Raw genomic sequence first — 21,881 nt, forward strand, 5'->3', positions numbered from 1 at the left:
GTTGAAAAGAGCTGCCTTGTTCTCAAGCCTTTTTCCTGCGCTATTTCTGACCACTTGCTCACTGTGATTGGTATAACCTTACTTGCAGACCATTATTATGAAGCGTAAATCTGTTTTACCCCTCTTTATCTTTTCGATTGTTATGGCGTCTCCAACCACACTAGCAAAACTGATGGGCCCAAGCGCTGTCACTGTTGTTACTGAACAGGTCGATGTCCATCAAGTCAGTCAGTCTCTTTCTTTGGTCGGTAAGTTAGAAGCCGAGCAATCTGTGATCATTACTTCTGAAGTAGCGGGCAGGGTTGACTCTATCAATATTAAAGCTAATCAAGATGTCACTAAAGGGCAAATGTTGGTCCAATTAGATGACGACAAAGCCAAAGCCGCGGTTGCAGAGGCGCAAGCGTACCTAAAAGATGAAAAGCGTAAGCTAGCGGAATTTCAACGACTAGTGAAACGTAACGCGATTACGCAAACTGAAATTGACGCGCAGAAAACCAATGTTGAGATTGCGAATGCTCGCTTAGCTGCCGCAAATGCCAATCTGAAAGATCTTCATATCAGTGCTCCCTTCTCTGGTACCGTCGGCTTTATCGACTTTAGCCGCGGTAAAATGGTGACATCCGGTACTGAACTTGTGACCTTAGATGATCTATCTGTCATGCAGCTAGATCTCCAAATTCCTGAGCGTTACCTTTCTAAATTGTCTAAAGGCATGACAGTAACGGCTCGCACCAGTGCATGGGGTGATACTCAGTTCACTGGCACAGTGGTTGGCATTGATTCACGTATCAACGCTGAAACCTTGAATTTACGAGTTCGAATCCACTTTGATAACAACAATGATTACTTGAAACCGGGTATGTTAGTGGCAGCTAATATGGACTTCCCACCAGTTGAAGCACCGATTATCCCGGTTCAAGCATTGGAATACTCTGGTACGAAACGTTTTGTTTACGTGATTGGCGAAGATAACAAGGCAACTCGAACAGAAGTGTTCTTGGGCGCGCGTATTGATAACGAAGTCGTGATTGATAAAGGGATCGAGATTGGTCAGAAGATTGTGGTGCAAGGCATCGTGAATATGCGCGATGGAGTGTTGGTTCAAGAACTCGCCGTTAATCGCTCAGCTAATCTTGATGGTAATACAGCAACACAAGAAGGCGCTAACTAATGTTGTTATCTGATGTTTCAGTCAAGAGACCAGTAGCAGCTATCGTACTGAGCTTGCTTTTGGTTGTGTTTGGTCTTGTATCGTTTAGCAAGCTCGCAGTTCGTGAGATGCCAGATATTGAAAGCCCGGTAGTATCGATTAGTACTCGATATGAAGGGGCATCAGCCACCATCATTGAGAGCCAGATTACTTCTAATCTTGAAGACCAGCTCTCCGGCATTAGCGGTATCGATGAAATTGAGTCGACTACCCGAAACGGCTCGTCACGAATCACGATCACCTTTGAGTTGGGTTATGATCTAAATACCGGTGTGAGTGATGTGCGTGATGCAGTAGCTCGAGCACAGCGATCGTTACCTGATGAAGCCGACGATCCAATTGTCTATAAGAACAATGGTAGTGGTGAAGCGTCGGTTTACATCAACCTCAGCTCAACCGAGATGGACCGAACGCAGTTAACCGATTACACCGAGCGTGTGTTGATTGATCGCTTTAGTTTGATCTCTGGTGTGAGTTCAGTGGATATTTCTGGCGGCTTGTACAAAGTAATGTACGTGAAGCTGAAACCTGCTGAGATGGCGGGACGTGGCGTAACTGCTTCTGATATTACATCGGCGTTAAACAGTGAGAACATTGAAAGCCCTGGTGGTGAAGTGCGTAACGATGCAATTGTGATGTCGGTTCGTACTGCTCGTTCGTATACCCAAGCAAAAGATTTTGAATACTTAGTAGTAAAACGATCTTCAGATAACACACCTATCTACTTGAAAGACGTGGCTGATGTTTACATTGGCGCAGAAAATGAAAACTCAACCTTTAAAAGTGATGGCGTGGTTAACGTCAGTATGGGCATTGTACCTCAGTCAGATGCGAACCCACTTGAGGTTGCTGACTTAGTCCATAAAGAAGTCGAAGCAATTCAAAAATTCTTGCCTGATGGTACTCGTCTTGCTGTCGATTATGACTCAACGGTGTTTATCGACCGTTCGATTTCAGAGGTTTACAGCACGCTCTTTATCACGGGGGGCTTGGTTATCCTTGTGCTTTACATCTTTATTGGCCAAGCACGTGCAACCCTGATCCCTGCGGTAACTGTTCCTGTTTCTTTGATCTCGTCGTTTATTGCGGCGTACTACTTCGGCTTCTCTATAAACCTGATTACCTTGATGGCACTGATCCTGTCTATCGGCCTGGTGGTAGATGACGCGATCGTGGTAGTAGAGAACATTTTCCATCACATTGAACGCGGCGAATCGCCACTGCTTGCCGCTTATAAAGGCACGCGTGAAGTAGGCTTTGCGGTAATCGCAACCACGCTAGTTCTGGTCATGGTGTTCCTACCGATCTCGTTTATGGATGGTATGGTAGGCCTTCTGTTTACTGAGTTCTCGGTATTGTTGGCGATGTCGGTGATCTTCTCATCTGTGGTGGCATTAACGCTAACGCCAGTTCTTGGCAGTAAGATTCTAAAAGCAAATGTAAAACCAAACCGCTTCAATCGATTTGTAGAACGTGTGTTTGGCAAGCTAGAAGCTGGATACAAAGCGGTATTGCGCCGCGCGCTAAACTGGCGTTGGGCTGCTCCAATCATCATTATCGCTTGCATGGGCGGCAGTTATGGCTTGATGCAACAAGTGCCTTCACAACTAACTCCACAAGAAGACCGTGGCGTTATCTTTGCGTTTGTTCGTGGTGCTGATGCAACCAGTTACAACCGTATGTCTGCCAACATGGACATTGTTGAAGAGCGCTTAATGCCGTTGCTTGGTCAAGGTTTCTTGAAATCATTCAGCATTCAATCACCAGCGTTTGGGGGAAATGCGGGTGACCAAACAGGTTTCGTTATCATGATCCTAGAAGATTGGGACGAGCGAAATGTGACGGCGCAAGAAGCATTGAACGAAGTTCGAAAATCTTTGAATGGTATTCCTGATGTGCGTGTATTCCCGTTCATGCCAGGTTTCCAAGGCGGCTCTAGTGAGCCAGTACAGTTTGTGTTGGGCGGCTCTGATTACTCGGAATTACAAAAGTGGGGCGAGATACTAAAGCAAGCGGCTGAAGACTCTCCAATGATGGAAGGTGCGGATATCGATTACTCTGAAAAAACACCAGAGTTATTGGTTACGGTAGACAAACAGCGTGCAGCAGAGCTGGGTGTGAGCGTCTTAGACATTTCAGATACATTAGAAATCATGCTTGGTGGTAAGAGTGAAACAACGTTTGTTGAACGCGGTGAAGAGTATGATGTTTACCTACGTGGTGATGAGAATAGTTTTAACAATGCGAATGACTTGAGTCAAATTTACATGCGAACTCAGTCTGGCGAGCTAGTAACGCTTGATACGCTGACGCACATTGAAGAAGTGGCATCATCGATTCGTTTGTCGCACTACAACAAGCAGAAGTCAGTAACCATCAAAGCGAACCTCATGGAAGGTTACACGCTGGGCGATGCTCTGGGTTTCCTTGATCAACAAGCGATTGAGCAGCTACCGGGTGACATATCAGTGAGCTACTCGGGCGAATCAAAAGACTTCAAAGAGAACCAGTCAAGTATCTTAATTGTGTTTGCATTAGCTATGTTAGTGGCGTATTTGGTATTGGCCGCGCAGTTTGAGAGCTTCATTAACCCACTGGTGGTGATGTTCACCGTACCTATGGGTATCTTTGGTGGCTTCTTAGGTTTGATGCTGATGGACCAAGGGCTCAACGTGTACAGCCAGATTGGTATGATTATGTTGATCGGTATGGTGACCAAAAACGGTATTTTGATCGTAGAGTTTGCTAACCAACTTCGTGACCGTGGCATTGAGTTTGAAAAGGCGATCATTGATGCTTCGGCTCGACGTTTACGTCCAATCTTGATGACGGCGTTCACCACACTAGCCGGTGCAATCCCATTGATTACTTCAACGGGCGCAGGCTATGAAAGCCGAGTGGCTGTGGGTACGGTTATTTTCTTTGGTATGGGCTTTGCGACCTTAGTTACTCTGTTCGTTATCCCTGCGATGTATCGCCTGATTTCTGGCTCAACACGCTCTCCGGGTCACGTGGAAGCGGAGCTTAATAAAGAGCTTAGTCATGATAACGTGGGAAGAAGTAGTCACGGTTAATGAACACGGAATAATGTAACACTACAGAAAAGCCTGCGTTTGCTCCTAGCGAATAGCAGGCTTTTATAGTATCGAAACTTTATTTCTTTTTTGCCTGGCTAGCTTCAAATGCCTTTAATTGCTCTGGAGTCGCTTTTGGTTGATGGTTACGCTTCCATTCGTCATATGTCATCCCATAGACACGTTCTCGGGCGTCGTCTAAATTCAGGTCAGCGCCTATAGATTCAGCTTCAGCAGCATACCATTTGCTAAAACAATTTCGGCAGAAACCCGCTAAAATCATTAAGTCTATATTAGCGACCTCTTTATTAGAGTCTAAATGCGCCAATAGTCGACGAAATGCTGCAGCATCCAGCTTATCTTGTTCTTCTTGGGTTAGTTGTTTATATTTAAATTGCGCCACAATCTCTTCCTTTTATGAGTTTTATTGTCTATGAGTATTGAGTCTACATTGCTAGGTTATTGATGCAAAGACTCGACTCATCAACTCTGGTAACGATATTTGCCTCTGTTTTACTGATGGTTCAATTGTGTTGAGGTTTTATCATAATGTTGAGAGCTTGTGTTTACTGGTATGGTGGCGATGCAAAAGGGTAGGCTTCCACCAAGCTAATTTACGCCTTAGTTACTTCAAAACCATTTGTTCGATTCCTTAATATGGGAAAAAGCTATTAATGTCAGAGTCCAATAGTAGTTGGAGCTGATTCAAGCCATCTCTCAATCGAGCCTCATTCCCAATAGACATCAAAGATAATCTGACATGTGGCGTACTTTCATTATTTGCGCAGAAGTAACTACCGCTAGTAACTATTACACCTCGGTTTTTGGCTTCCATAGCAAATCGATCTGGCTGCCAATGAGCAGGTAGTGGTAACCAAATATGATATCCAGACGCCGTGAACTCTATAGAAGTAAAAATCTCCCTCACCATCTTCTGCCTTTCATTCGCAACTTCTCTTTGTTGATCCGCTAACCGAAAAGCATCACCGGATTCAATCAACAAAGTCGCTGCAATAAAATTAATTGGAGACGCAAGCCAAATGTTAGTTCTAATATTTGCATTAAGAGCTGTTATCTGACTTTCAGGGGCTTTTAGGTAACCACAACGCATAGCAGGGCTGATAGCTTTAGATAGTGCTGAAATGTGGAACGTATAATCTGGAGCAAAATTAGCTATTGGAGGTATTGGTTCATCATCTAAAAAGCAATAAATATCATCTTCAACTAACCAAACTCTCTTATCGTTAATAACTTGTGCTATTTCCTTTTTTCGGGATTCAGGCATTGAGAGCCCTGTTGGGTTCTGATGGCTAGGAACAGTTATCACCATGGCGGCTTGGTGTGCATCAATTTCACTCGCCAAAGCTTTTGGACATAAACCATATTCATCAAGATCGACACCAATTACATGACGGTCTGACATGTTTACAATGGCCAGGATGCCTGGATAGGTAAGTCGTTCGACTAGAATAGTATCCCCAGGCTTTGTTAAAGCATCAATGAGTAAAGACAAAGCGTGTTGAGCACCATTCGTCAGCAACATATTCTCGCTGTTTGCTCCCTCTAAGCCGTATTTTTCCGCCCATTTAACACCAGCCGCTCTATGATCGTCATGCCCTGAATGCTCAACATATCCAACAAAGTCAGAGGTCAGTAAATCCGCTGATTGCCGGTAGGCATTTTTCAACGCAGGTACATTTCTTTCTAGACAAGGTTGAAGTATAGAGAAGTTATAGTTTTCTTCTTTATCGGGAGCTTGGATGGCTTTATCAAGTTCTGAGTTAGCTCGAACGAACGTACCGCGTCCAATAAATGACTCCAAGCATCCTTTGTCATTAAGCAACTTATAAGCTTTTGCAACGGTTGCGGGCGTAGTGCCTAGCTCCCTTGCAAGTAATCGATGAGTGGGTAGTTTTGAGCTTGGTGGGAACTCACCTGTTTCAATTTTCTGCTCTATAACTTCTGCGATACGAATGAATTTACTATTGCTCACAAGGTGCCTCCCCGGACAATCCTGATTTTTAATCGATTATAACATATGTCTTTTTAGTTTTTATTCTTTTAAATAAAAACAAAACCTTACATTGACATAGTTCAATTTTGGAAATAATCTGTATTTAAGTGATATTGATATAACTCAATGTGAGCTATGACAACATCAGATTAGGCTTAATAAATTCTAAAAGAAAAGGTAGGGACACTTAAAAAATAAAGTGTTCAAGAAGTACATTACTGATAATTAAGAACCAACGGCTTTTACATAGCCGTGAAGGTTTTAAATCCAGATCGGATGGTTCAGACCGCTGGCTAGCTCGCCTGTTTGGGATGAGTACATTAGAGCGTATCGTTCCAGCCTTCCCAGAATTTCAACATATTGGAAAAGATTAAGGAAAATAAAATGAAATCAAACAACGTCGCTTTTATTGGTTTAGGTGTAATGGGTTTTCCAATGGCGGGTCATCTTGCAAAAGCAGGGTACAAGACCAAAGTGTTTAATCGTACAGAAAGCAAAGCAAAATTATGGGCGCAAGAATTTTCTAGTGAATACGAGCCAACTCCAGGGTTAGCTGCGACTAACTGTGACATTGTGTTTTTATGCGTAGGGAATGATGACGACGTAAGAAGTGTTGTATATGGAGAAGACGGTGTGCTCGCAAGTATGGTTACAGGCTCTGTTTTGGTTGACCACACGACAACATCTGCAGAGCTTGCGGAGGAATTGGCTAGAGCATGTATGGAAAAGAATATTTCGTTTATCGATGCTCCAGTATCAGGTGGTCAGGCAGGAGCTGAAAATGCAGCTCTGACAATTATGTGTGGTGGTGAACAAACTGTTTTTGATCGCGTAGAACCCGTGATGAAAAGTTATGGTAAGCAATCGACTTTAATGGGTAAAAATGGCCAGGGACAGCGCAGTAAGATGGTTAATCAAATCTGTATTGCAGGTGTATTAAAAGGGCTAAGCGAAGGTCTACTTCTGGCAAAAAAAGCAGATCTCAATATTAACCAATTAGTTGATGTATTAAAGCATGGTGCCGCAGGTTCGTGGCAAATGGAGAATAGAACCGTGACTATGTCGCAAGATAAGTTCGATTTTGGTTTTGCTATTGACTGGATGCACAAAGATCTCAGCATTTGCCTAAATGAAGCTAATAAGATGGGTGTTACGCTTCCGCTAACAGAAAAAGTAGACAGTGAATATCAATCTCTACAGCAGCAAGGTTTTGGTCGTATGGATACTTCTGTGCTTTTCAAAATCTACGAGCGATAACTTCGACAGGAATTTTCAGTATGGAACTCTTCGGTAACGACATTACACTTTTAATACTAATAGCATTAATGGTATCGGCCTTTGCGGCCGGGTTCATTGACTCAGTAGCAGGCGGTGGAGGATTAATCTTAGTGCCATCTTTTATCCTTGCAGGATTGCCACCTCAATTAGCTCTGGGGCAAGAAAAAATTGTCAGCACATTAGGTACTATCGCAGCTATTCGAAACTTTGTTCGAAATAAGAAAGTAATTTGGAGCGCAGCGGCAACTGGTATCCCAGCCGGCCTCATCGGTGCGTATGCGGGTGCACAAGCGATCCTTTACTTTGACCCTGATACAATCGGAAAAATCATTCTTTTTATGCTTCCGTTCGGAATTATTTTATCTTTCATTCCTAAGAAGAATCGTAATGAAGAAAATTCAGATCCAATCAACAAAAAAGTAATTTTATTTGGCGTTCCAGCCGCTGTATTTATCATTGGTTTTTATGACGGATTTTTCGGTCCAGGTACAGGTAGTTTTTTAATTCTAGCTTTACATTACTTACTTAGATTCGATTTAGTTTCGGCATCAGCGACTTCAAAGCTGTTTAACTTTTCTTCCAACATCGGCGCATTATTCGCATTTATGATTGCAGGTAATGTCTTATATTTGCTGGCAATACCTTTAGCAGCAATGAATTTACTTGGTAACCATGTCGGGAGTTCATCGGCCATGAAGTATGGTGCCAAACTGATTCAACGGACCATATCAGTCTCACTCAGTCTACTGATGATTTCGCTAGGTTATAAATTCCTGCTCTAAAAACTAGCCACAAAAGTCTACACAATGAAACTAATGCCGTTCACTTAAGAGTGAACGGCATCACCATTAAGGGCTCTTTTTTATTTTGTAACAGGTACGTACTATCGCCCTTAAACGATCTCGCCCGTTTGCGAGAAAGCTTCTAGCTTCGCTGTATAAGGTTGCAGGTCACCGATATTCAGGTTTACCCATTCGCCATTGAAGTAAGTATCTAGGTAGCGCTCACCGCTGTCACATAGCAAAGTTACAATAGAACCTTTTTCGCCACGCGCTTTCATTTCACTGGCTAGCTGAAGCACACCGTACATGTTTGTACCCGTTGATGCGCCAACCTTGCGGCCAAGAATGTTAGACAACCAATGTGTGGTTGCGATGCTTGCTGCGTCTGGAATTTTGCGCATTTCGTCAACCACACCAGGAATGAAGCTTGGTTCTGCACGTGGGCGACCAATACCTTCAATCTTGCTGAATGTACTGCCTTTCACGTCCGCGTTACCTGTTTGGAAGTATTCGTGGAATACCGAATTTTCAGGGTCAACAACACAAAGTTTAGTCTCATGTTGTTGGTAGCGAATAAAACGGCCAATAGTTGCTGAAGTTCCGCCTGTTCCTGGGCTCATTACCACCCAAGTTGGAACTGGGTGATCTTCCATCTGCATTTGATTGAAAATCGAGTTCGCGATGTTGTTGTTACCACGCCAGTCAGTTGCACGTTCAGCGTAAGTAAATTGGTCCATGTAGTGACCATTGAGTTCGTCAGCTAAACGATGAGACTCAGCATAGATTTGATCAGACCGATCGACAAGATGAGCTTGACCGCCGTAGAATTCAATCTGCTCTATTTTCCTCTTTGCTGTGCATTTTGGCATTACCGCAATAAACGGCAGGCCAAGTAGTCGAGCAAAGTACGCTTCAGACACTGCTGTACTGCCTGACGAAGATTCAATGATGGTTGTTTCTGGGCCAACCCAACCATTACAGATAGCATATAAGAATAGAGATCGCGCTAAACGATGCTTCAATGATCCCGTTGGGTGTGTACTTTCATCTTTGAGATAAATGTCAATGCCTTCGATACTTGGTAAATCGAGTTTGATAAGGTGCGTATCCGCTGAACGTTGGTAGTCAGCTTCAATTTTTTGAATTGCATTGTTAATCCATTGGTGGTCAGTACACATAGGCGTTCTCTTGATTTTTTGTAGGAATTTTTAGAATTTGTATGGTCCTAATTTAGCGATAATCCCGGAGAAAAACTTTGCCATATTTGCTTTGTTTTGTTTAAATTGTAGAAAATTTTTCTCTTAAATGCCGTTTGGTGAAAATATGATTGATGCCGTAGATAAAAAGATATTAGGATTACTGCAAGAAGACAGTACGCTGTCATTGAACGATATTTCTGAAGCGGTCAACCTCACCACAACGCCTTGTTGGAAAAGGCTTAAGCGCCTCGAAGAGAACGGCATCATTGAGAAAAGAGTCGCGCTGCTAAACCCGGAAAAACTGGATCTTTCCTTTACCGCGTTCGTATTGGTGAAAACCAGTGATCATTCTCATGAGTGGTATGGTCGTTTTGTGACTACTGTGTCGGAATTTCCAGAAGTGATGGAGTTCTATCGCATGGCTGGCGAATATGATTATATGATGAAGGTGCAGGTTAAAGACATGAAGTGCTTTGATGACTTCTACAAACGATTGGTTAACAGTATTGATGGCATTTCCAATGTGACCTCGACGTTTGCCATGGAGCCATTAAAGTACACAACAGCACTGCCGTTGTAATGCATCTTAGAACAACTTTGTTTAGCTGACCTTATTCGCGACCTTATTCGCGACCTTATGAGTCATACATAGTTTCGGTTAATTAGTTTCTGGTTAGATATAATTTAAGCTTAGACATCGCTTCGACGAGATAAAGAAAAGGATTTTCCATGTTTACAAAAGTATCTACCGCTATCCAGCTGGTGTTAGCTGTCGCCATTTTTTACTTGGGTTACACTATCTATTCGTTTACTAATAAAGTCGGTGAAATTGTGGATACTTACCCTAAAGTCATCGAAGATTTATCAGTATTGACTAAGGGCCTGAAAGTCGAAGAGTGGTTAGCGTTTGCTGAGCATATCGATGAACTTGCCCCGCACGTGTTAGATACTGTTGAAGATGTAAGAAGAACCGCCGAGAAAGTGAATCAGACTGTTTCATCGGTCGACAGTAAAATCCCGTCCATTTTAGATGAAGTGAAAAACGTTCGAACGGAAGTGGAGCAGGTAAGAATGGATGTGATTCCGTCAACATTGACTGAGTTGAAACGATACCGAGTAGACGTAATGCCACCTATGCTGGCTGAAAGTAAGTCTTACCGCGAACAAACGATTCCGGTGGTGATTGCTGAATCTGAAATGCTGAGAGCCGAAGTGCCGGGTATTTTAGATCAAGCCAATTTGCTAGCCGATAAGAGTAAAGCATTGGCTCAAGGTGCAGCAGAAGGAGCGGTGAAAGGCGTAGTGCTATCGCCATTTAATTTACTGCGAGACGCTGGAGACGGCATCAAAACGCGAGTACAAAGCGAATTCGAACCTACGTTAGAGGTTGAGTAGGGGTTACGAACTCTATGTAATGACTTATCGCTAGAATTAAAAAGAGAGGCTAGGTATTAAACTTGGCCTCTCTTTTATTGTGGCTTTTAAAACAATGTTTGATCGCTATTTAGTAAAGCGCATCACACCTTCTTGAACGGCTGTCGCTACGAGCTCACCTTTCTGATTAAAGATTTCGCCGCGAACTAAGCCACGAGTGTTCGCCGCCGTCGGGCTTTCAATTGCATAAAGAAGCCATTCATCCATCTTAAATGGGCGGTGGAACCAGATTGAATGGTCAATCGTCGCCACTTGGAAGTTCGGCGTCATGATAGAAACTTCATGAGGGTGAAGCGCTGTCACCAAGAATCCCCAATCAGATGCGTAAGCAAGCAAGTATTGGTGAATCAATTGGTTGTTTGGCACTGCGCCATTTGCTCTTACCCAAAGGTACTGTTTCGCATCTGTCTTCTTAGGGTTGAGTGGATTCACGACCGTTACAGGGCGCATCTCAATTGGTTTTTCGCCACAAAAGGTTTTGCGTAGCTTCTTTGGTAGAAATTCAGCAATGTGGCTCGCTAACTCGGTTTCCGATGCATAGTTCTCTGGCCCTGGGATGCTTGGCATTTCATTTTGATGTTCAAAGCCTGGAGCATCGCCATGGTAAGAAGCCGTGAGATAGAAAATGGGGCGGCCATTTTGAATCGCTTTAACTCGGCGCGTGCTGAAGCTGCGTCCATCTCTTAGGTTCTCAACATCATAAATAATGGGTTTTTCAGGATCGCCGGGGAATAGAAAATAGCTGTGGAACGAGTGAACGCTACGGTCGTCTTGAACGGTATAGCGAGCAGCGGAAAGTGCTTGTCCCAGTACCTGACCACCGTAAACCTGAGGCAGACCGAGGTTCTCACTTTGCCCACGGAATAAACCTTCTTCCAGTTTCTCTAGCTGAAGTAAACTTAGTAATTCTTGTAAAGGTTGACTCATCGCCAGCATTCCTCTTCGTAAAATGAGTGTCAGATTATGATGCTAATCATTTAGCTTAGTCAGATATCTGTCAATAAATCATAGGGTTTCAAGACAGAATATAAAAGCTCTCTTATAATCGGTGTGTAGATTTGCCGAATCCGGTAAACATGTTGAGAGAAATTGAATATGAAAAAGGCTCTAATTCTTATTACATCTTTAGTATCGTTTGGTCTACTTGTTGGCTGCCAAGCAACATCAGAAACCAACACTTCTCAGGGAGTGGTTGCAGACAACGCTCAAGTAATTTCAGGAACAGTAAGTTATCGCGAAAGAATTGCATTGCCTGAGAATGCAGTGGTGACCGTAACGCTAGAAGATATTTCACTGGCTGACGCGCCATCAACGGTTATCGCAACTCAAGAATTCACCACTGACGGTAAGCAAGTACCGTTCGCATTCGAACTGAGCTACGATAACAACAAAATTCAACCTAACCACCGTTACAACATGCGCGCAACGATTCATGTTGACGGCAAACTGCGTTTCACAACTGATACGATTAAGTCAGTGATTACAGACGTTGAAAACACGCAACAAGCAGACCTACGCTTGGTTGGTGTTCGTTAATTAGTCGTGGATACCACTTTTAAGGCATCTTAATTAGCTTAACTTAGCCTGTTGAATCGGCGGTTGATGGCAGCTCTAGGGCTGCCACTTGTATATTCTGAGTTTGACCTTTCCTGCGTCACTTACTTCAATCCCTTCTTCAACCAGATGTTTCTTTTGACGATCAAACGAATCACCCTTCAAAGAGATTTCTCCTTTACTGTTGATCACTCGATACCAAGGCAGTTTGCTTCCTTCTGGTAAATTCCCCAGCGCTTTTCCTACGTGCCGCGCATAGCCCGGAAAACCTGAAAAACGTGCTATGTCTCCATAAGTTGTTACTCTTCCATATGGAATTTGGTGAATCACAGCAAAGATTTGGCTCAAAAATTGGTCCATACTAAATGTTCCTAGTTCATAAATACCAATCACAGTAAGTAAGTGTTCAAAAATAGCGCAGGGAAAAAGCTTGAGAGCAAGGCAGATTTTTTTGATAAGTAGTTATTCTCCAATCAAAAAATCTAACGAGGTTATCGAGTTTTTTAACAAGCTAGGGTGACCAGTTAATTACTACGATTGGTATGGTACCACGGATCGGTAGAAGGAGAGAGCTATGGTGTTTTCGACATTTCAGTTTCTAATCACAACATTATTAGCGGTTATTTGCGCGAGAGCAATCAGTTTAAGTGACGGTGACATCCCAGTACTTGCGATGGTCATTCCCGCGCTATGGGTTTTACCGCAGGGAGGGATTGCAGGATTAGCTTTGCTTATTTCCATGACTACTTACGGTTTAACCCTTCCTTTACAGCCAATCACACTTTCTGTCAGCGCATGGGTGCTATTCCCACTACTTATGGTGGTCTTTTCAAGAAGAAGTAGTTTGTCTGTCGTGATTATTTCTGGCCTGATCGTGACCACCTTACAGGTCGGAATTATGGTCACGCAATCAGCAGGCAAGCTTGAAGGTGTTCCGTGGGTTACCACACTTCAAACCTTATCAATCATTGTTATTTGGTGGGCGGCAAATCATCTTAAGCCAGCCAGCCGACACAGCTGGTGGTCATTAGGCTTAATACTGCCATTATGGATAGCTGATTTACCTTATGCGGCTTTGGTTGCCTTGTGTGTGACCGGCATTATGGCTTCAATGGAAACTCTAACGCGCTTGAAAACCTTTCGTTGGAATAAGTTATTGTGTTGGACATTGCCAACGGTAGGGTTTGCTGTTTTGGTGGTCACCCCAAGTATTGAGGTGCCAAGCCCTGTTTTTGTGGTTTGGCTATGCTTGCTGACTACCGCATGGATGACAGATTACATCATTAGGACAGAAGATAACGAAGACATCGATATCTAGCCCTATAGAAACCATTGCTCCTAAATGTAGGTAAATGGTGAATTTACCTGCGATTTTTTAATGGTTTGGATAAAGGATAAGCACTTAAGCAGCAATTGTTAAAAAATAAGGTGTAAGGGCTTGCAATGGTTGCTGTGATGCTGAATAATCCAATCACTCTTTGAGGCAAACCTCTTAGAAATCGAATCTATGGGGGCCTGGTCCTCCCGCAACAATAATTCGTGAACTCGGTCAGGCCTGGAAGGGAGCAGCCGCAGCGAGTGACTTGTGTGCCGGGATGTGGCTGGGTTCCCACCCTTTATGAAGCCTGCAATATATGTTCGCATAAATTGCAGGCTTTCTTCATTTTTGCATCATAAGTCTTCATATTTGCATCATAAGTCTTCATAGTCTATTTTTTGTTGTAGGTTTACAACAAAAGTGATTTGCTATGTTCGACCAAACCAAGAAATCATCTCACGTACACAACATCTGTAAGTTCATGAGCTTGAAGAATGATGCTGTTGTTCGCACTCTCTCCATTTTGGAGTTCGATTTCTGCTTTCACCTTGAATATAACGCAAACATTAAAAGTTTTACCTCTCAACCTTTTGGCTTCCACTATCAATTCAATAATCGTAAGAGCCGGTATACTCCAGACTTTTTAATAACAGATCACAACGAGCAGTTAACCCTCTTCGAAGTAAAACTGCCGCATAGGCAGCTAAGAATAGGCCAGGAAGAAAGCAACCCTCCTGCTGAACAAGCAGTTAATAATCAAAACCACCATGTTTAGGCTTGATGGTTTTTTGTTTTGCGGGATTAGTTTGGCACAAGGCTGTTAATGAATGCTGCGTATTCTTGATGGTGGTAGCCGTGGTGATTGTCATAAGAAGGCTTTGTTAGAACCCCTTTGCCTTCAGGAATATAGCTGCGTATTACTTTGCGTGGTTCGGATTCGCGCCAGGTGATATTGAATGCGGCAAAAGTAGGGAAAAAACAGATGTCAGAGTAATCAGGAATATTGTCGTGAATCCACCATGCCAGTGCTTGCCAGTGACCTGTTTCTTCATAGTAAGGAATAAAATAATTTACGACGATACAAGCTGTAGCTCCTAATAGGCCGTCTTTATCCCTGTAGTCCCAAATATGACCACCATAGTTTTTATCATTTGATGCGCAATTATACTTCTTTTCATTTCCTACGTTATTAATTAGTGGTGAACGATAGCCAGATCGAATACTGATCCTGCCAAATTTATTACTTATTGGTTCTAGTATCTTCTGGCAAAGGTTTCTACCCGATTCAATAGCTATGTCAGGATAATCCGGAACATTGGTTAGCTGCTCAATTTGTGCTATTTCAGAGTGAAGAAAGTCCCTCATAAAAAAGGAAGGAGATAGGCGCACGCGCCCGAGTTTTTCTAGGTTGGATACCGTAGTCGGAGTTTTCATACTTAAACCTTTTTAACCTGTCCAGTTTTCTAGTGAAAGATCTTGTTTTCATACTCTCGTACATGAACTTCAACAACACTCCAAATACGCACACTTTCACCCCTAACATCAAATACCTTCGCATGATTGTGTGGGGCGATACTTTTCATTTGATTGAAGTTGGGTAGGAAAGTTTTCATGTCTAGAAGTTGGTTCTGAAGCATCGTGATAGTTATAGGAGAATAGCCTTTACGCTCTAGGGTTAAATAAGCATTAAGGATACGACTATTGATTTGATCTTGATGCAAAGCCCAGCGTTCCAGTCGGTGTCTCACTTTATTTTTTTCATCGAGGTATTCTTCGGACAATGTTTTAGGTGCCTGAGCATGCAGGGTTTCAATATTAGTTTTGATTGGCTGTACCGCAGGCTCTTTTGGATGGGAAGTAGCTTTTGTAATCCACTTCCTAACCCAAGTAATGATTGTTTTTAACATGGTAGGAATCCCAACTTTCCGACTGTTATAAAGATAGTTGGGATCTTTTAATTTGTCTGTCTAATGACGCTTTTTCACCAGCATTAGAATTGACGAAATTATGAACTTTGTTTATCTTTATATGAACACGACTGATTCACTCACGATACGTGAACGCTAGTATTAATAGTCAAGGTAACCAAACGGTAGAAGACTAGGGGCAGCTCCCATTGCTAGTTGATGAGACCTCAATAGAGCCATTGTGAATCCTAATTGAAGCGCCCCCCAAAGGGAGGCTTCGCTGGATGTCTTGTGCTAAAAAGACACTCAGCATGTAATTAGGATATTACTATGCCTGTAAAAACACTCCATACTTCCTCTGAAGCAAAGAAATACTACAAAAGTATCTCCTATGAAACATTATTGGCTAGTTGGCTATTACAAGACGGTTGGGAAGTCTTTATGCCGATGATCGATCATGGAATGAAGACTGATGTACTGGTTTCTGATGGGAATAAGTTCTATCGAATTCAAGTGAAATCGGTAGAGTGCTTTGATGAAAACACCGTTGTTACTGACCAATGGCAGAATACACAGGTTGATTATGTAATATATTTCTCAAGATGTTCAAATTGGGGATATATTGCGCCGCCCTTCAAGGGAAAGAGGAGGGTTAATCACCCCGATCATGTAAGATTTCACCAACACCCCAAGAACTTCTTAAAAGCTTTCGGTCGAGCTTAGTAAACTCTATTCAGGGTGAAAACCGTGACGAGCTTTGTCGGCACTATTGTGCTAACTCGTCTCTGCCCCAAGGCGAGTTACATCTGAATATTACGTTGAAGAATTAAACAGGTTTTGCACTAAAGAAACTAATACTAAGATCTCTATATAAAGCTATCACTTAAGTCAATCCAACTAATTTTTTGACTAGGTTACTAAAAGTATACTAATTGAATTCGCTTTTTAGGTAACTAATATATACCGCAGCAGACAAGGAGCTATGACTTCACTTGTCTATCCAATCTTTATATGCGGAGTAATTAACAATGAGCAACATTCTTATCATCAATGCCCACGAGCCATCGCCATTTTCAGAAGGCAAACTTAATGCGTCTTTGGTTGACAAAGCTGTTACACTTTTAGAGCAAAAAGGACATATTGTTCGCGTTGTGACCATGCAAGAAGAGTATGTTGTTGATGAACAATTGGCCCACTTTCAATGGGCTGATCGAGTCATTCTGCAATCCCCTGTTAATTGGATGACGATCCCTTGGTCTTTCAAGAAATATATGGATGAAGTGTTCACAGCCGGAATGGGAGGTGCGTTGTGTGCTTTCGATGGCCGCAGTGAAGATGAACCGACTAAAAACTATGGTACAGGCGGTACACTTACAAACACCAAGTACATGCTTTCTCTAACATTTAATGCTCCACAAGAATCGTTTAATAGCCAAGATGAATACCTATTCCAAGGTAAAAGTGTGGATGATTTGATGTTCCACATGCACGCAAATTTCCGATTTTTTGGTATGTCTGCACTGCCTACTTTTGCATGTTACGATGTTATGAAGAATGCCGATATTGAGAATGACTTCGCTCGATTTGAAGCGCACCTCAACGAAGTATTCTAGTAACGGTCTGGATTCGTTTTTAGCGAGGCTGTATGAAAGCAAAAGTTGAAATAAATGCAAAAGGACACAAAAGTGTTATTCATGCCTGCGGCGAGCCATGTGCTATTGAAAAAGGAATGAGGATTTTAGGAGCTAAATGGAAAGGTTCAATTATCTATCATTTGAAAGATGGTCCGGTTCGGTTTAATGATCTTTCACGCATGCTCGGTGGCGCAAGTAAGAAGATGGTAGACCAACGCCTAAAGGAACTCGAAAACGAAAATATGGTGATACGTCGAGTGCTAAATGAAAAGCCGCTAGCCGTAAGCTATGAGCTTACCGAGTTTGGAAGAAGTGCCTTGAATATTCTTGATGAGTTAAGAAAGTGGTCGGAAAGTAACGATATCCAACTCAAGTAATTTCAATGAAAGTTAACATTGCAAAAAGGCAACATCTTAAGGTGTTGCCTTTTTTATACGAGAGTTATTCGGAACTGTCTCGTTCTAGCAAGCTACATTTAGTAATCTAACGTACCTCGGATTGGATAATGATTATCTGGGTCGCGAATCCAAGCTAACCCCCGTGTAAGTGCACCAAGTTCAGGTCTCACAAATGGGTTGTTTGATAGATCTACTACGTGAACATTTCCATGCTCATTAATTACAAATAACCCCGGCTCTGCAAAGTTATGGTCAGTCTCTTTTTCAGAGCGCGGTAGTGAAATGTAAAGTCCTAGCATTTTCATTTGTTGCTCACTTAAACCATAAGCAATCGGGAAGCTTATATCGAGCTTTTCTAGATGTTGTTCTAATTGTTCCTTTGAATCGCCAGAGACAGCCAGAATATCGACACCGGCATCGGAAAAGGCTTGTTTATAAGTTTCTATTTCATTCAAGTATTTTGTGCAAAGTGGGCAGTGTTTACCACGATAAACGAATACAGCCTGCCAAGTAGCTTCACCTTGTGGCTGACCTAACTTCACTTTTGTTCCATCTATTTTAGTTGCTTCCAATACAGGGAAAGTAGCACCTGCTTTCAGTTTCTTTGAGTATCCCATCTTGGCTCCTTGGATTTAACTATTACTAAGTAATTCAAAACGTAGGGCAAGATCAGAATAGTTTCAACTAGTATACTTTTGGTAACCTAGATAAGGAAACTGTCCATTTCTTCCAACTACAATCGTGATGACCAAATCAAAAAGGAGTTCATCATGGTGGTTTTCAACAAAACAAAACGAAGTGGCGTCAAAAAGCCTTTTCGGCTTGAGGAAATTTGGCGGATCAGAACCAGATTAGAAATTGAAAATAATTTGATGCAGCTTGCGTTGCTCAACTTAGCTATTGATAGCAAACTTAGAGCGAGTGATTTGCTCGTTCTCAGAGTTTGTGATGTATCTTCGCAAGATAGGATATTTAATCGCGTTAAACATATTCAGCGAAAAACGGGCATTGAAGTTCAATTTGAGATAACGACAAGAACTCAACAAAGCCTAATTAAATGGATTTTGATTGCTTCACTAGGCAGCAGAGATTTTCTTTTTCCAAGTCAAAGACGTAAGCACAAAGCTATAAGCTATTCGTACTACCGCTATCTAGTTAGAAAGTGGGCGTTAAACCTTGGGTTAGATCCGAACCTATATGGTACTCACTCGATGAGACGAACAAAAGCGACACTGGTCTATGCAAAAACTAAAAATATCCGAGCGGTACAGCTTTTACTGGGGCATACAAAGGTAGATAACACTATTCGCTACCTTGGTGTCGAATTAGAAGATGCATTGTTACTTTCAGAAGGCACGGATTGTTAGTCGAAATGAACCCTATTTAGTAGGGTTCCTATTGTTCACCGACAAGGTGTTGCCCCATTATCATTTAGAGTTGATACTCATCAGCATCTTGCTAATACTGTTTTTACTTATTAATAGTTATCTGAATCATGACTACATAATATTTGTCATTTAGCGATTAGTTGATGAGAATTCGTTACTAATACATTGATTCTGTGGATGAAGATAATGATCAATGACCTTGGCAAAGATTGGTAGGTTGGAAAGGAAGGTAAGGTGTCTCATATCGTGCCGACACATCATAACGTCCTGACAAATACTGAGAGGCTAAATATTGACGTTGCTCCTCATTATAAAAGTGTTGTGTTGCTTCTAGTTCAATCGCATCTCCATCCCCAGCACAAATGAAATAGTCGTCGTCCATATCTCGAAATGCTATTGGGGTTTCATCTACCAATCCATATCTATCGGTCATCTTTCTTGACCTCCAAATATCTTTAAATGTACCTCGCTCAAAGCGTTTTAAATTTCGCCATTGTACGAACATATAAGTGTCTTGCGAGGGAATCGATGGAATGTCATTCATTGCCTCGTTCGGGCTTTTACAAGTATCAAACAAAACCACAGCATTGTTCTCAACTCTAAATGGCAATCTATCTTCATCTTGTATATAAGAATCCACGTTCCTTTTGAACCAAGAATCACCCTCTGGACTGAGATAAAAAGAAGGAGACTTTAGGTAAGAACCAAAATCGTCAGTTTTATTTGCGTCAACAATTTCATAAACAGGGTTATCATGAAGTGCGTCATAGCTCGCACTATAATTGAACTCAATTTTAAACAAAAAATCTTCCATCTCGGGTTTAGTAAGAGACGTGAAAGCTTTATCTACCGACGCTTTGATTTTCTCAATGGATTTAGGGTGAGAGAGGTAAATTGGAATGAGTCCGTGTCCCGCAAAGTCTAATTTGCTCGGTGCTATCGTGGTGTTGGGAGGCGGAACGCTGCCTATCCCTGTAAAGTTCAGCCCATTAATCACAAGATCTGAGGTCGATAAAATATAATCACTGTCTGGGCTAAGGGTTGGAGAAGCGGGAGCGATGTGAACGACGCGAATGTTATCGGCACTGTAACCGTATTGAGATGTAACATGCTTGTATGATTCGTTTACCCATAAGTTCCCTTGTGAATGAGCGATGTAAATGAGCTTTTTTCCTTTCCACGTAAGAGAGTCATTTAAAAGATGATGCTGCATTCTAGTCTGGCTAGTTTCGGGGGCATCAACAAGTGAGGCTAGTTCTTTTAAATATGTCGTGATAGTTGCATTGATGGTTTGGTTTGTGAAGTCGAGAACAAACCCAGCAAACCAAGCAAAAGTGGCGCTGATTTTTTGGATGATAGCGCTGTTTTGCCTACCGCTTACGATGTCCCAAAAGGCCTCCCACCGGTCGAATTGTTTCTGCTCTAACTCGGAAGTTCTTTGGTCAAAGGTTTCAGCAAAATCAGCCAGTACGTTAAGGCCACTTCCTTCAATATAAGAATCGTTGTAGAAAAGCTGGTATTCGACAGACTCACCGTTGTATTGGTTGATATCTATAGTGGATTTTATTTCTTTTATCCCTTCTTTGGCTTGTTTTTCAGTTGTTGCAACACCGTTAAAAAAACCGATGGTGTAACCTTCAATTTTGCATGAGTTGGCGATTGCATTAAATGGCAGCAAAGCAGCAATCATGAGTGATATTGTTGGCTTATTCACAATATTGTGCCTCCGCAGCAAGGAGCGTACTTACGGAACCATTTAATAGGTGATTGTAAGCCAAATAAGTCATAGTGCGGGCTTTGGTATTGTAAGTGAGCGCATCAACGGTTCTTCCTGTATTGGTTATATCTCTTACAGGAATACCAACAAACTCTTTACAAGCGAGTACTTTGTCGTATTTGTATGAAATGTCGAGTGCTTTTCTGATGTTCGCATCGGTCTTTGCATTCCAGTCGTGATAAAGACTTTCTTGTGCCTGCCGAGCCTCTTGTTTTAAGGCTTTTCGGACTGGCTCGGTCACTTCTAACGCATCGATAAACGCCTCAATGTCATCGCGGATACCATCATTGTTTGCATCCGTACCAGTAAGAGAGTCGCTGCGGTCAAGCATGGGTTCAAAACGCTCATATAGAAGCCTAAGTTGATCATCAATTGTTTCTTGTGCCTTTAATTCCGCGACTAGCTCAGGTGTTTTCTCTATGTGTGATGTGACACTCGGTTGTTCCACTACAGCAGCGTTTGGCTCATTCGATTCTTTGCACCCCACAATTAACATCACTGCTAATGTGCAGACTAACCCATTTTTCATTTTTGTTTCCCCTAGTATTTCAAATAGATACCAAAGAATACGGACAAATTAACTCACTGAATAATAAAGAATTTTAATGACAGCATAAGGAGTGGTGATAGGCAGGAAAAATCGTAATCGAGCATGAACCAAGAACAAGAATTGCAAGTACTTATCGAGCAGTTTTAATCAGGTTTATTGCCATAATGGCCTGTTCCATCAACAGTGGATACAAAGTTAAATGACTTTCCATACTTTTAGTTATTCATGTTTTGCTAATGTTCTATTTTCCTAAACGCATTTTTGTCCAAAAGTGTGTTACACACATACTCACTATGCCTCTCGAAGGGCTCATTCGGGGGTGGTAATTTTACAACGTTGGATTTGGGGTATTGTTAAAATT

22 protein-coding genes, 1 other RNA gene and 1 pseudogene are annotated in these 21,881 nt (G+C 42.1%); 14 read left to right on the plus strand and 10 right to left on the minus strand.

Going from position 1 to position 21,881, the window contains the following annotated elements; genetic code table 11:
• Window positions 1-97 precede the first annotated feature (97 nt).
• The gene (locus OCV24_RS04795; protein WP_137007195.1) at window positions 98-1,174 is read left to right on the plus strand and encodes an efflux RND transporter periplasmic adaptor subunit; all 1,077 of its coding nucleotides are present in this window, start codon (window positions 98-100) and stop codon (window positions 1,172-1,174) included.
• On the plus strand, window positions 1,174-4,287 hold the full coding sequence (gene vexH / locus OCV24_RS04800; protein ID WP_150878140.1) for a vibriobactin export RND transporter permease subunit VexH: 3,114 nt from the start codon (window positions 1,174-1,176) through the stop codon (window positions 4,285-4,287). Before OCV24_RS04795 ends, vexH begins: the two co-directional genes overlap by 1 nt.
• Window positions 4,288-4,366: 79 nt before the next feature.
• On the opposite strand, the gene OCV24_RS04805 is transcribed toward vexH, so the two are convergent.
• Window positions 4,367-4,690: a DUF1244 domain-containing protein gene (locus OCV24_RS04805; protein WP_046225052.1), complete on the minus strand. Its 324-nt coding sequence runs from the start codon at window positions 4,688-4,690 to the stop codon at window positions 4,367-4,369.
• 249 nt (window positions 4,691-4,939) lie between these two features.
• Window positions 4,940-6,280: an aminotransferase-like domain-containing protein gene (locus OCV24_RS04810; RefSeq protein ID WP_137007196.1), complete on the minus strand. Its 1,341-nt coding sequence runs from the start codon at window positions 6,278-6,280 to the stop codon at window positions 4,940-4,942.
• 405 nt (window positions 6,281-6,685) lie between these two features.
• Here OCV24_RS04810 and OCV24_RS04815 point away from each other — a divergent pair, with 405 nt between their 5' ends.
• Complete coding sequence (locus tag OCV24_RS04815) at window positions 6,686-7,558, plus strand: NAD(P)-dependent oxidoreductase (protein ID WP_150878143.1); 873 nt, start codon at window positions 6,686-6,688, stop codon at window positions 7,556-7,558.
• A gap of 20 nt (window positions 7,559-7,578) precedes the next feature.
• Window positions 7,579-8,361, plus strand: a complete 783-nt coding sequence (locus OCV24_RS04820) for a sulfite exporter TauE/SafE family protein (RefSeq protein ID WP_150878146.1) — start codon at window positions 7,579-7,581, stop codon at window positions 8,359-8,361.
• A gap of 110 nt (window positions 8,362-8,471) precedes the next feature.
• Here the strand turns inward: OCV24_RS04820 and OCV24_RS04825 are convergent, their stop codons facing one another.
• Window positions 8,472-9,539: a PLP-dependent cysteine synthase family protein gene (locus tag OCV24_RS04825; RefSeq protein WP_150878149.1), complete on the minus strand. Its 1,068-nt coding sequence runs from the start codon at window positions 9,537-9,539 to the stop codon at window positions 8,472-8,474.
• Between the two features lie 145 nt (window positions 9,540-9,684).
• On the opposite strand from OCV24_RS04825, the gene OCV24_RS04830 reads away from it, so the two are divergent.
• Complete coding sequence (locus tag OCV24_RS04830) at window positions 9,685-10,140, plus strand: Lrp/AsnC family transcriptional regulator (RefSeq protein ID WP_046225057.1); 456 nt, start codon at window positions 9,685-9,687, stop codon at window positions 10,138-10,140.
• 149 nt (window positions 10,141-10,289) lie between these two features.
• Window positions 10,290-10,955: a hypothetical protein gene (locus OCV24_RS04835; protein ID WP_046225058.1), complete on the plus strand. Its 666-nt coding sequence runs from the start codon at window positions 10,290-10,292 to the stop codon at window positions 10,953-10,955.
• Window positions 10,956-11,060: 105 nt separating this feature from the next.
• Here OCV24_RS04835 and tesB read toward each other — a convergent pair whose 3' ends face one another.
• Window positions 11,061-11,921: an acyl-CoA thioesterase II gene (gene tesB, locus OCV24_RS04840; protein ID WP_046225083.1), complete on the minus strand. Its 861-nt coding sequence runs from the start codon at window positions 11,919-11,921 to the stop codon at window positions 11,061-11,063.
• A gap of 168 nt (window positions 11,922-12,089) precedes the next feature.
• Here tesB and OCV24_RS04845 point away from each other — a divergent pair, with 168 nt between their 5' ends.
• Entirely contained in the window at window positions 12,090-12,530 is a 441-nt protein-coding gene (locus tag OCV24_RS04845) for a YbaY family lipoprotein (protein WP_017056971.1), read from the plus strand.
• Between the two features lie 75 nt (window positions 12,531-12,605).
• On the opposite strand, the gene OCV24_RS04850 is transcribed toward OCV24_RS04845, so the two are convergent.
• Window positions 12,606-12,908, minus strand: coding sequence for an MGMT family protein (locus OCV24_RS04850; protein WP_136998833.1), 303 nt, complete (start codon window positions 12,906-12,908; stop codon window positions 12,606-12,608).
• A 214-nt stretch (window positions 12,909-13,122) separates the two neighbouring features.
• Between OCV24_RS04850 and OCV24_RS04855 the strand changes: the two genes are divergently transcribed.
• The 3 genes and pseudogenes from OCV24_RS04855 to OCV24_RS20775 all read left to right on the plus strand — a co-directional run.
• Window positions 13,123-13,866: a VP0952 family biofilm-associated protein gene (locus OCV24_RS04855; protein ID WP_136998832.1), complete on the plus strand. Its 744-nt coding sequence runs from the start codon at window positions 13,123-13,125 to the stop codon at window positions 13,864-13,866.
• Between the two features lie 195 nt (window positions 13,867-14,061).
• Window positions 14,062-14,158, plus strand: an RNA gene (gene ffs / locus OCV24_RS04860) — signal recognition particle sRNA small type.
• A 138-nt stretch (window positions 14,159-14,296) separates the two neighbouring features.
• Window positions 14,297-14,554 (plus strand): annotated as a pseudogene (locus tag OCV24_RS20775) (Tn7 transposase TnsA N-terminal domain-containing protein); the annotation flags it as partial.
• A gap of 113 nt (window positions 14,555-14,667) precedes the next feature.
• Here OCV24_RS20775 and OCV24_RS04865 read toward each other — a convergent pair.
• Together OCV24_RS04865 and OCV24_RS04870 are read right to left on the minus strand one after the other, a co-directional pair.
• Window positions 14,668-15,300: a peptidase M15 gene (locus OCV24_RS04865; RefSeq protein ID WP_146441211.1), complete on the minus strand. Its 633-nt coding sequence runs from the start codon at window positions 15,298-15,300 to the stop codon at window positions 14,668-14,670.
• A gap of 29 nt (window positions 15,301-15,329) precedes the next feature.
• Window positions 15,330-15,773 (minus strand): hypothetical protein, encoded by a 444-nt coding sequence (locus tag OCV24_RS04870; RefSeq protein WP_136997239.1) that lies wholly within the window; start codon window positions 15,771-15,773, stop codon window positions 15,330-15,332.
• A gap of 330 nt (window positions 15,774-16,103) precedes the next feature.
• On the opposite strand from OCV24_RS04870, the gene OCV24_RS04875 reads away from it, so the two are divergent.
• The 3 genes from OCV24_RS04875 to OCV24_RS04885 all read left to right on the plus strand — a co-directional run bounded on the left by OCV24_RS04875 (window position 16,104) and on the right by OCV24_RS04885 (window position 17,784).
• Complete coding sequence (locus OCV24_RS04875; protein WP_167514254.1) at window positions 16,104-16,496, plus strand: hypothetical protein; 393 nt, start codon at window positions 16,104-16,106, stop codon at window positions 16,494-16,496.
• Window positions 16,497-16,801: 305 nt separating this feature from the next.
• Entirely contained in the window at window positions 16,802-17,386 is a 585-nt protein-coding gene (locus tag OCV24_RS04880; RefSeq protein WP_136998878.1) for an NAD(P)H-dependent oxidoreductase, read from the plus strand.
• Window positions 17,387-17,418: 32 nt separating this feature from the next.
• Window positions 17,419-17,784, plus strand: coding sequence for a winged helix-turn-helix transcriptional regulator (locus OCV24_RS04885; RefSeq protein WP_017058055.1), 366 nt, complete (start codon window positions 17,419-17,421; stop codon window positions 17,782-17,784).
• A gap of 98 nt (window positions 17,785-17,882) precedes the next feature.
• On the opposite strand, the gene OCV24_RS04890 is transcribed toward OCV24_RS04885, so the two are convergent.
• Complete coding sequence (locus tag OCV24_RS04890; protein ID WP_017058056.1) at window positions 17,883-18,422, minus strand: redoxin domain-containing protein; 540 nt, start codon at window positions 18,420-18,422, stop codon at window positions 17,883-17,885.
• A 153-nt stretch (window positions 18,423-18,575) separates the two neighbouring features.
• Between OCV24_RS04890 and OCV24_RS04895 the strand changes: the two genes are divergently transcribed.
• A complete protein-coding gene (locus tag OCV24_RS04895; RefSeq protein WP_077681356.1) occupies window positions 18,576-19,172 on the plus strand; it encodes a tyrosine-type recombinase/integrase in 597 nt (198 codons plus the stop codon).
• A gap of 211 nt (window positions 19,173-19,383) precedes the next feature.
• Here the strand turns inward: OCV24_RS04895 and OCV24_RS04900 are convergent, their stop codons facing one another.
• Entirely contained in the window at window positions 19,384-20,883 is a 1,500-nt protein-coding gene (locus OCV24_RS04900) for a hypothetical protein (protein WP_198928341.1), read from the minus strand.
• Window positions 20,884-20,899: 16 nt separating this feature from the next.
• A complete protein-coding gene (locus OCV24_RS04905) occupies window positions 20,900-21,499 on the minus strand; it encodes a hypothetical protein (protein WP_017057182.1) in 600 nt (199 codons plus the stop codon).
• Window positions 21,500-21,881: the final 382 nt, after the last annotated feature.

The sequence above is a fragment of the Vibrio kanaloae genome (assembly GCF_024347535.1).
Classification (GTDB): Bacteria; Pseudomonadota; Gammaproteobacteria; order Enterobacterales; family Vibrionaceae; genus Vibrio; species Vibrio kanaloae.

What these genes read in the sequence shown, in the direction of transcription:
- OCV24_RS04795 (WP_137007195.1), top strand. Translation starts at nt 98, where the DNA reads ATGAAGCGTAAATCTGTTTTACCCCTCTTTATCTTTTCGATTGTTATG.
- vexH (WP_150878140.1), top strand. Translation starts at nt 1,174, where the DNA reads ATGTTGTTATCTGATGTTTCAGTCAAGAGACCAGTAGCAGCTATCGTA.
- OCV24_RS04815 (WP_150878143.1), top strand. Translation starts at nt 6,686, where the DNA reads ATGAAATCAAACAACGTCGCTTTTATTGGTTTAGGTGTAATGGGTTTT.
- OCV24_RS04820 (WP_150878146.1), top strand. Translation starts at nt 7,579, where the DNA reads ATGGAACTCTTCGGTAACGACATTACACTTTTAATACTAATAGCATTA.
- OCV24_RS04825 (WP_150878149.1), bottom strand. Translation starts at nt 9,539, where the DNA reads ATGTGTACTGACCACCAATGGATTAACAATGCAATTCAAAAAATTGAA.
- OCV24_RS04830 (WP_046225057.1), top strand. Translation starts at nt 9,685, where the DNA reads ATGATTGATGCCGTAGATAAAAAGATATTAGGATTACTGCAAGAAGAC.
- OCV24_RS04835 (WP_046225058.1), top strand. Translation starts at nt 10,290, where the DNA reads ATGTTTACAAAAGTATCTACCGCTATCCAGCTGGTGTTAGCTGTCGCC.
- tesB (WP_046225083.1), bottom strand. Translation starts at nt 11,921, where the DNA reads ATGAGTCAACCTTTACAAGAATTACTAAGTTTACTTCAGCTAGAGAAA.
- OCV24_RS04845 (WP_017056971.1), top strand. Translation starts at nt 12,090, where the DNA reads ATGAAAAAGGCTCTAATTCTTATTACATCTTTAGTATCGTTTGGTCTA.
- OCV24_RS04850 (WP_136998833.1), bottom strand. Translation starts at nt 12,908, where the DNA reads ATGGACCAATTTTTGAGCCAAATCTTTGCTGTGATTCACCAAATTCCA.
- OCV24_RS04855 (WP_136998832.1), top strand. Translation starts at nt 13,123, where the DNA reads ATGGTGTTTTCGACATTTCAGTTTCTAATCACAACATTATTAGCGGTT.
- OCV24_RS04865 (WP_146441211.1), bottom strand. Translation starts at nt 15,300, where the DNA reads ATGAAAACTCCGACTACGGTATCCAACCTAGAAAAACTCGGGCGCGTG.
- OCV24_RS04870 (WP_136997239.1), bottom strand. Translation starts at nt 15,773, where the DNA reads ATGTTAAAAACAATCATTACTTGGGTTAGGAAGTGGATTACAAAAGCT.
- OCV24_RS04875 (WP_167514254.1), top strand. Translation starts at nt 16,104, where the DNA reads ATGCCTGTAAAAACACTCCATACTTCCTCTGAAGCAAAGAAATACTAC.
- OCV24_RS04880 (WP_136998878.1), top strand. Translation starts at nt 16,802, where the DNA reads ATGAGCAACATTCTTATCATCAATGCCCACGAGCCATCGCCATTTTCA.
- OCV24_RS04885 (WP_017058055.1), top strand. Translation starts at nt 17,419, where the DNA reads ATGAAAGCAAAAGTTGAAATAAATGCAAAAGGACACAAAAGTGTTATT.
- OCV24_RS04890 (WP_017058056.1), bottom strand. Translation starts at nt 18,422, where the DNA reads ATGGGATACTCAAAGAAACTGAAAGCAGGTGCTACTTTCCCTGTATTG.
- OCV24_RS04895 (WP_077681356.1), top strand. Translation starts at nt 18,576, where the DNA reads ATGGTGGTTTTCAACAAAACAAAACGAAGTGGCGTCAAAAAGCCTTTT.
- OCV24_RS04900 (WP_198928341.1), bottom strand. Translation starts at nt 20,883, where the DNA reads ATGATTGCTGCTTTGCTGCCATTTAATGCAATCGCCAACTCATGCAAA.
- OCV24_RS04905 (WP_017057182.1), bottom strand. Translation starts at nt 21,499, where the DNA reads ATGAAAAATGGGTTAGTCTGCACATTAGCAGTGATGTTAATTGTGGGG.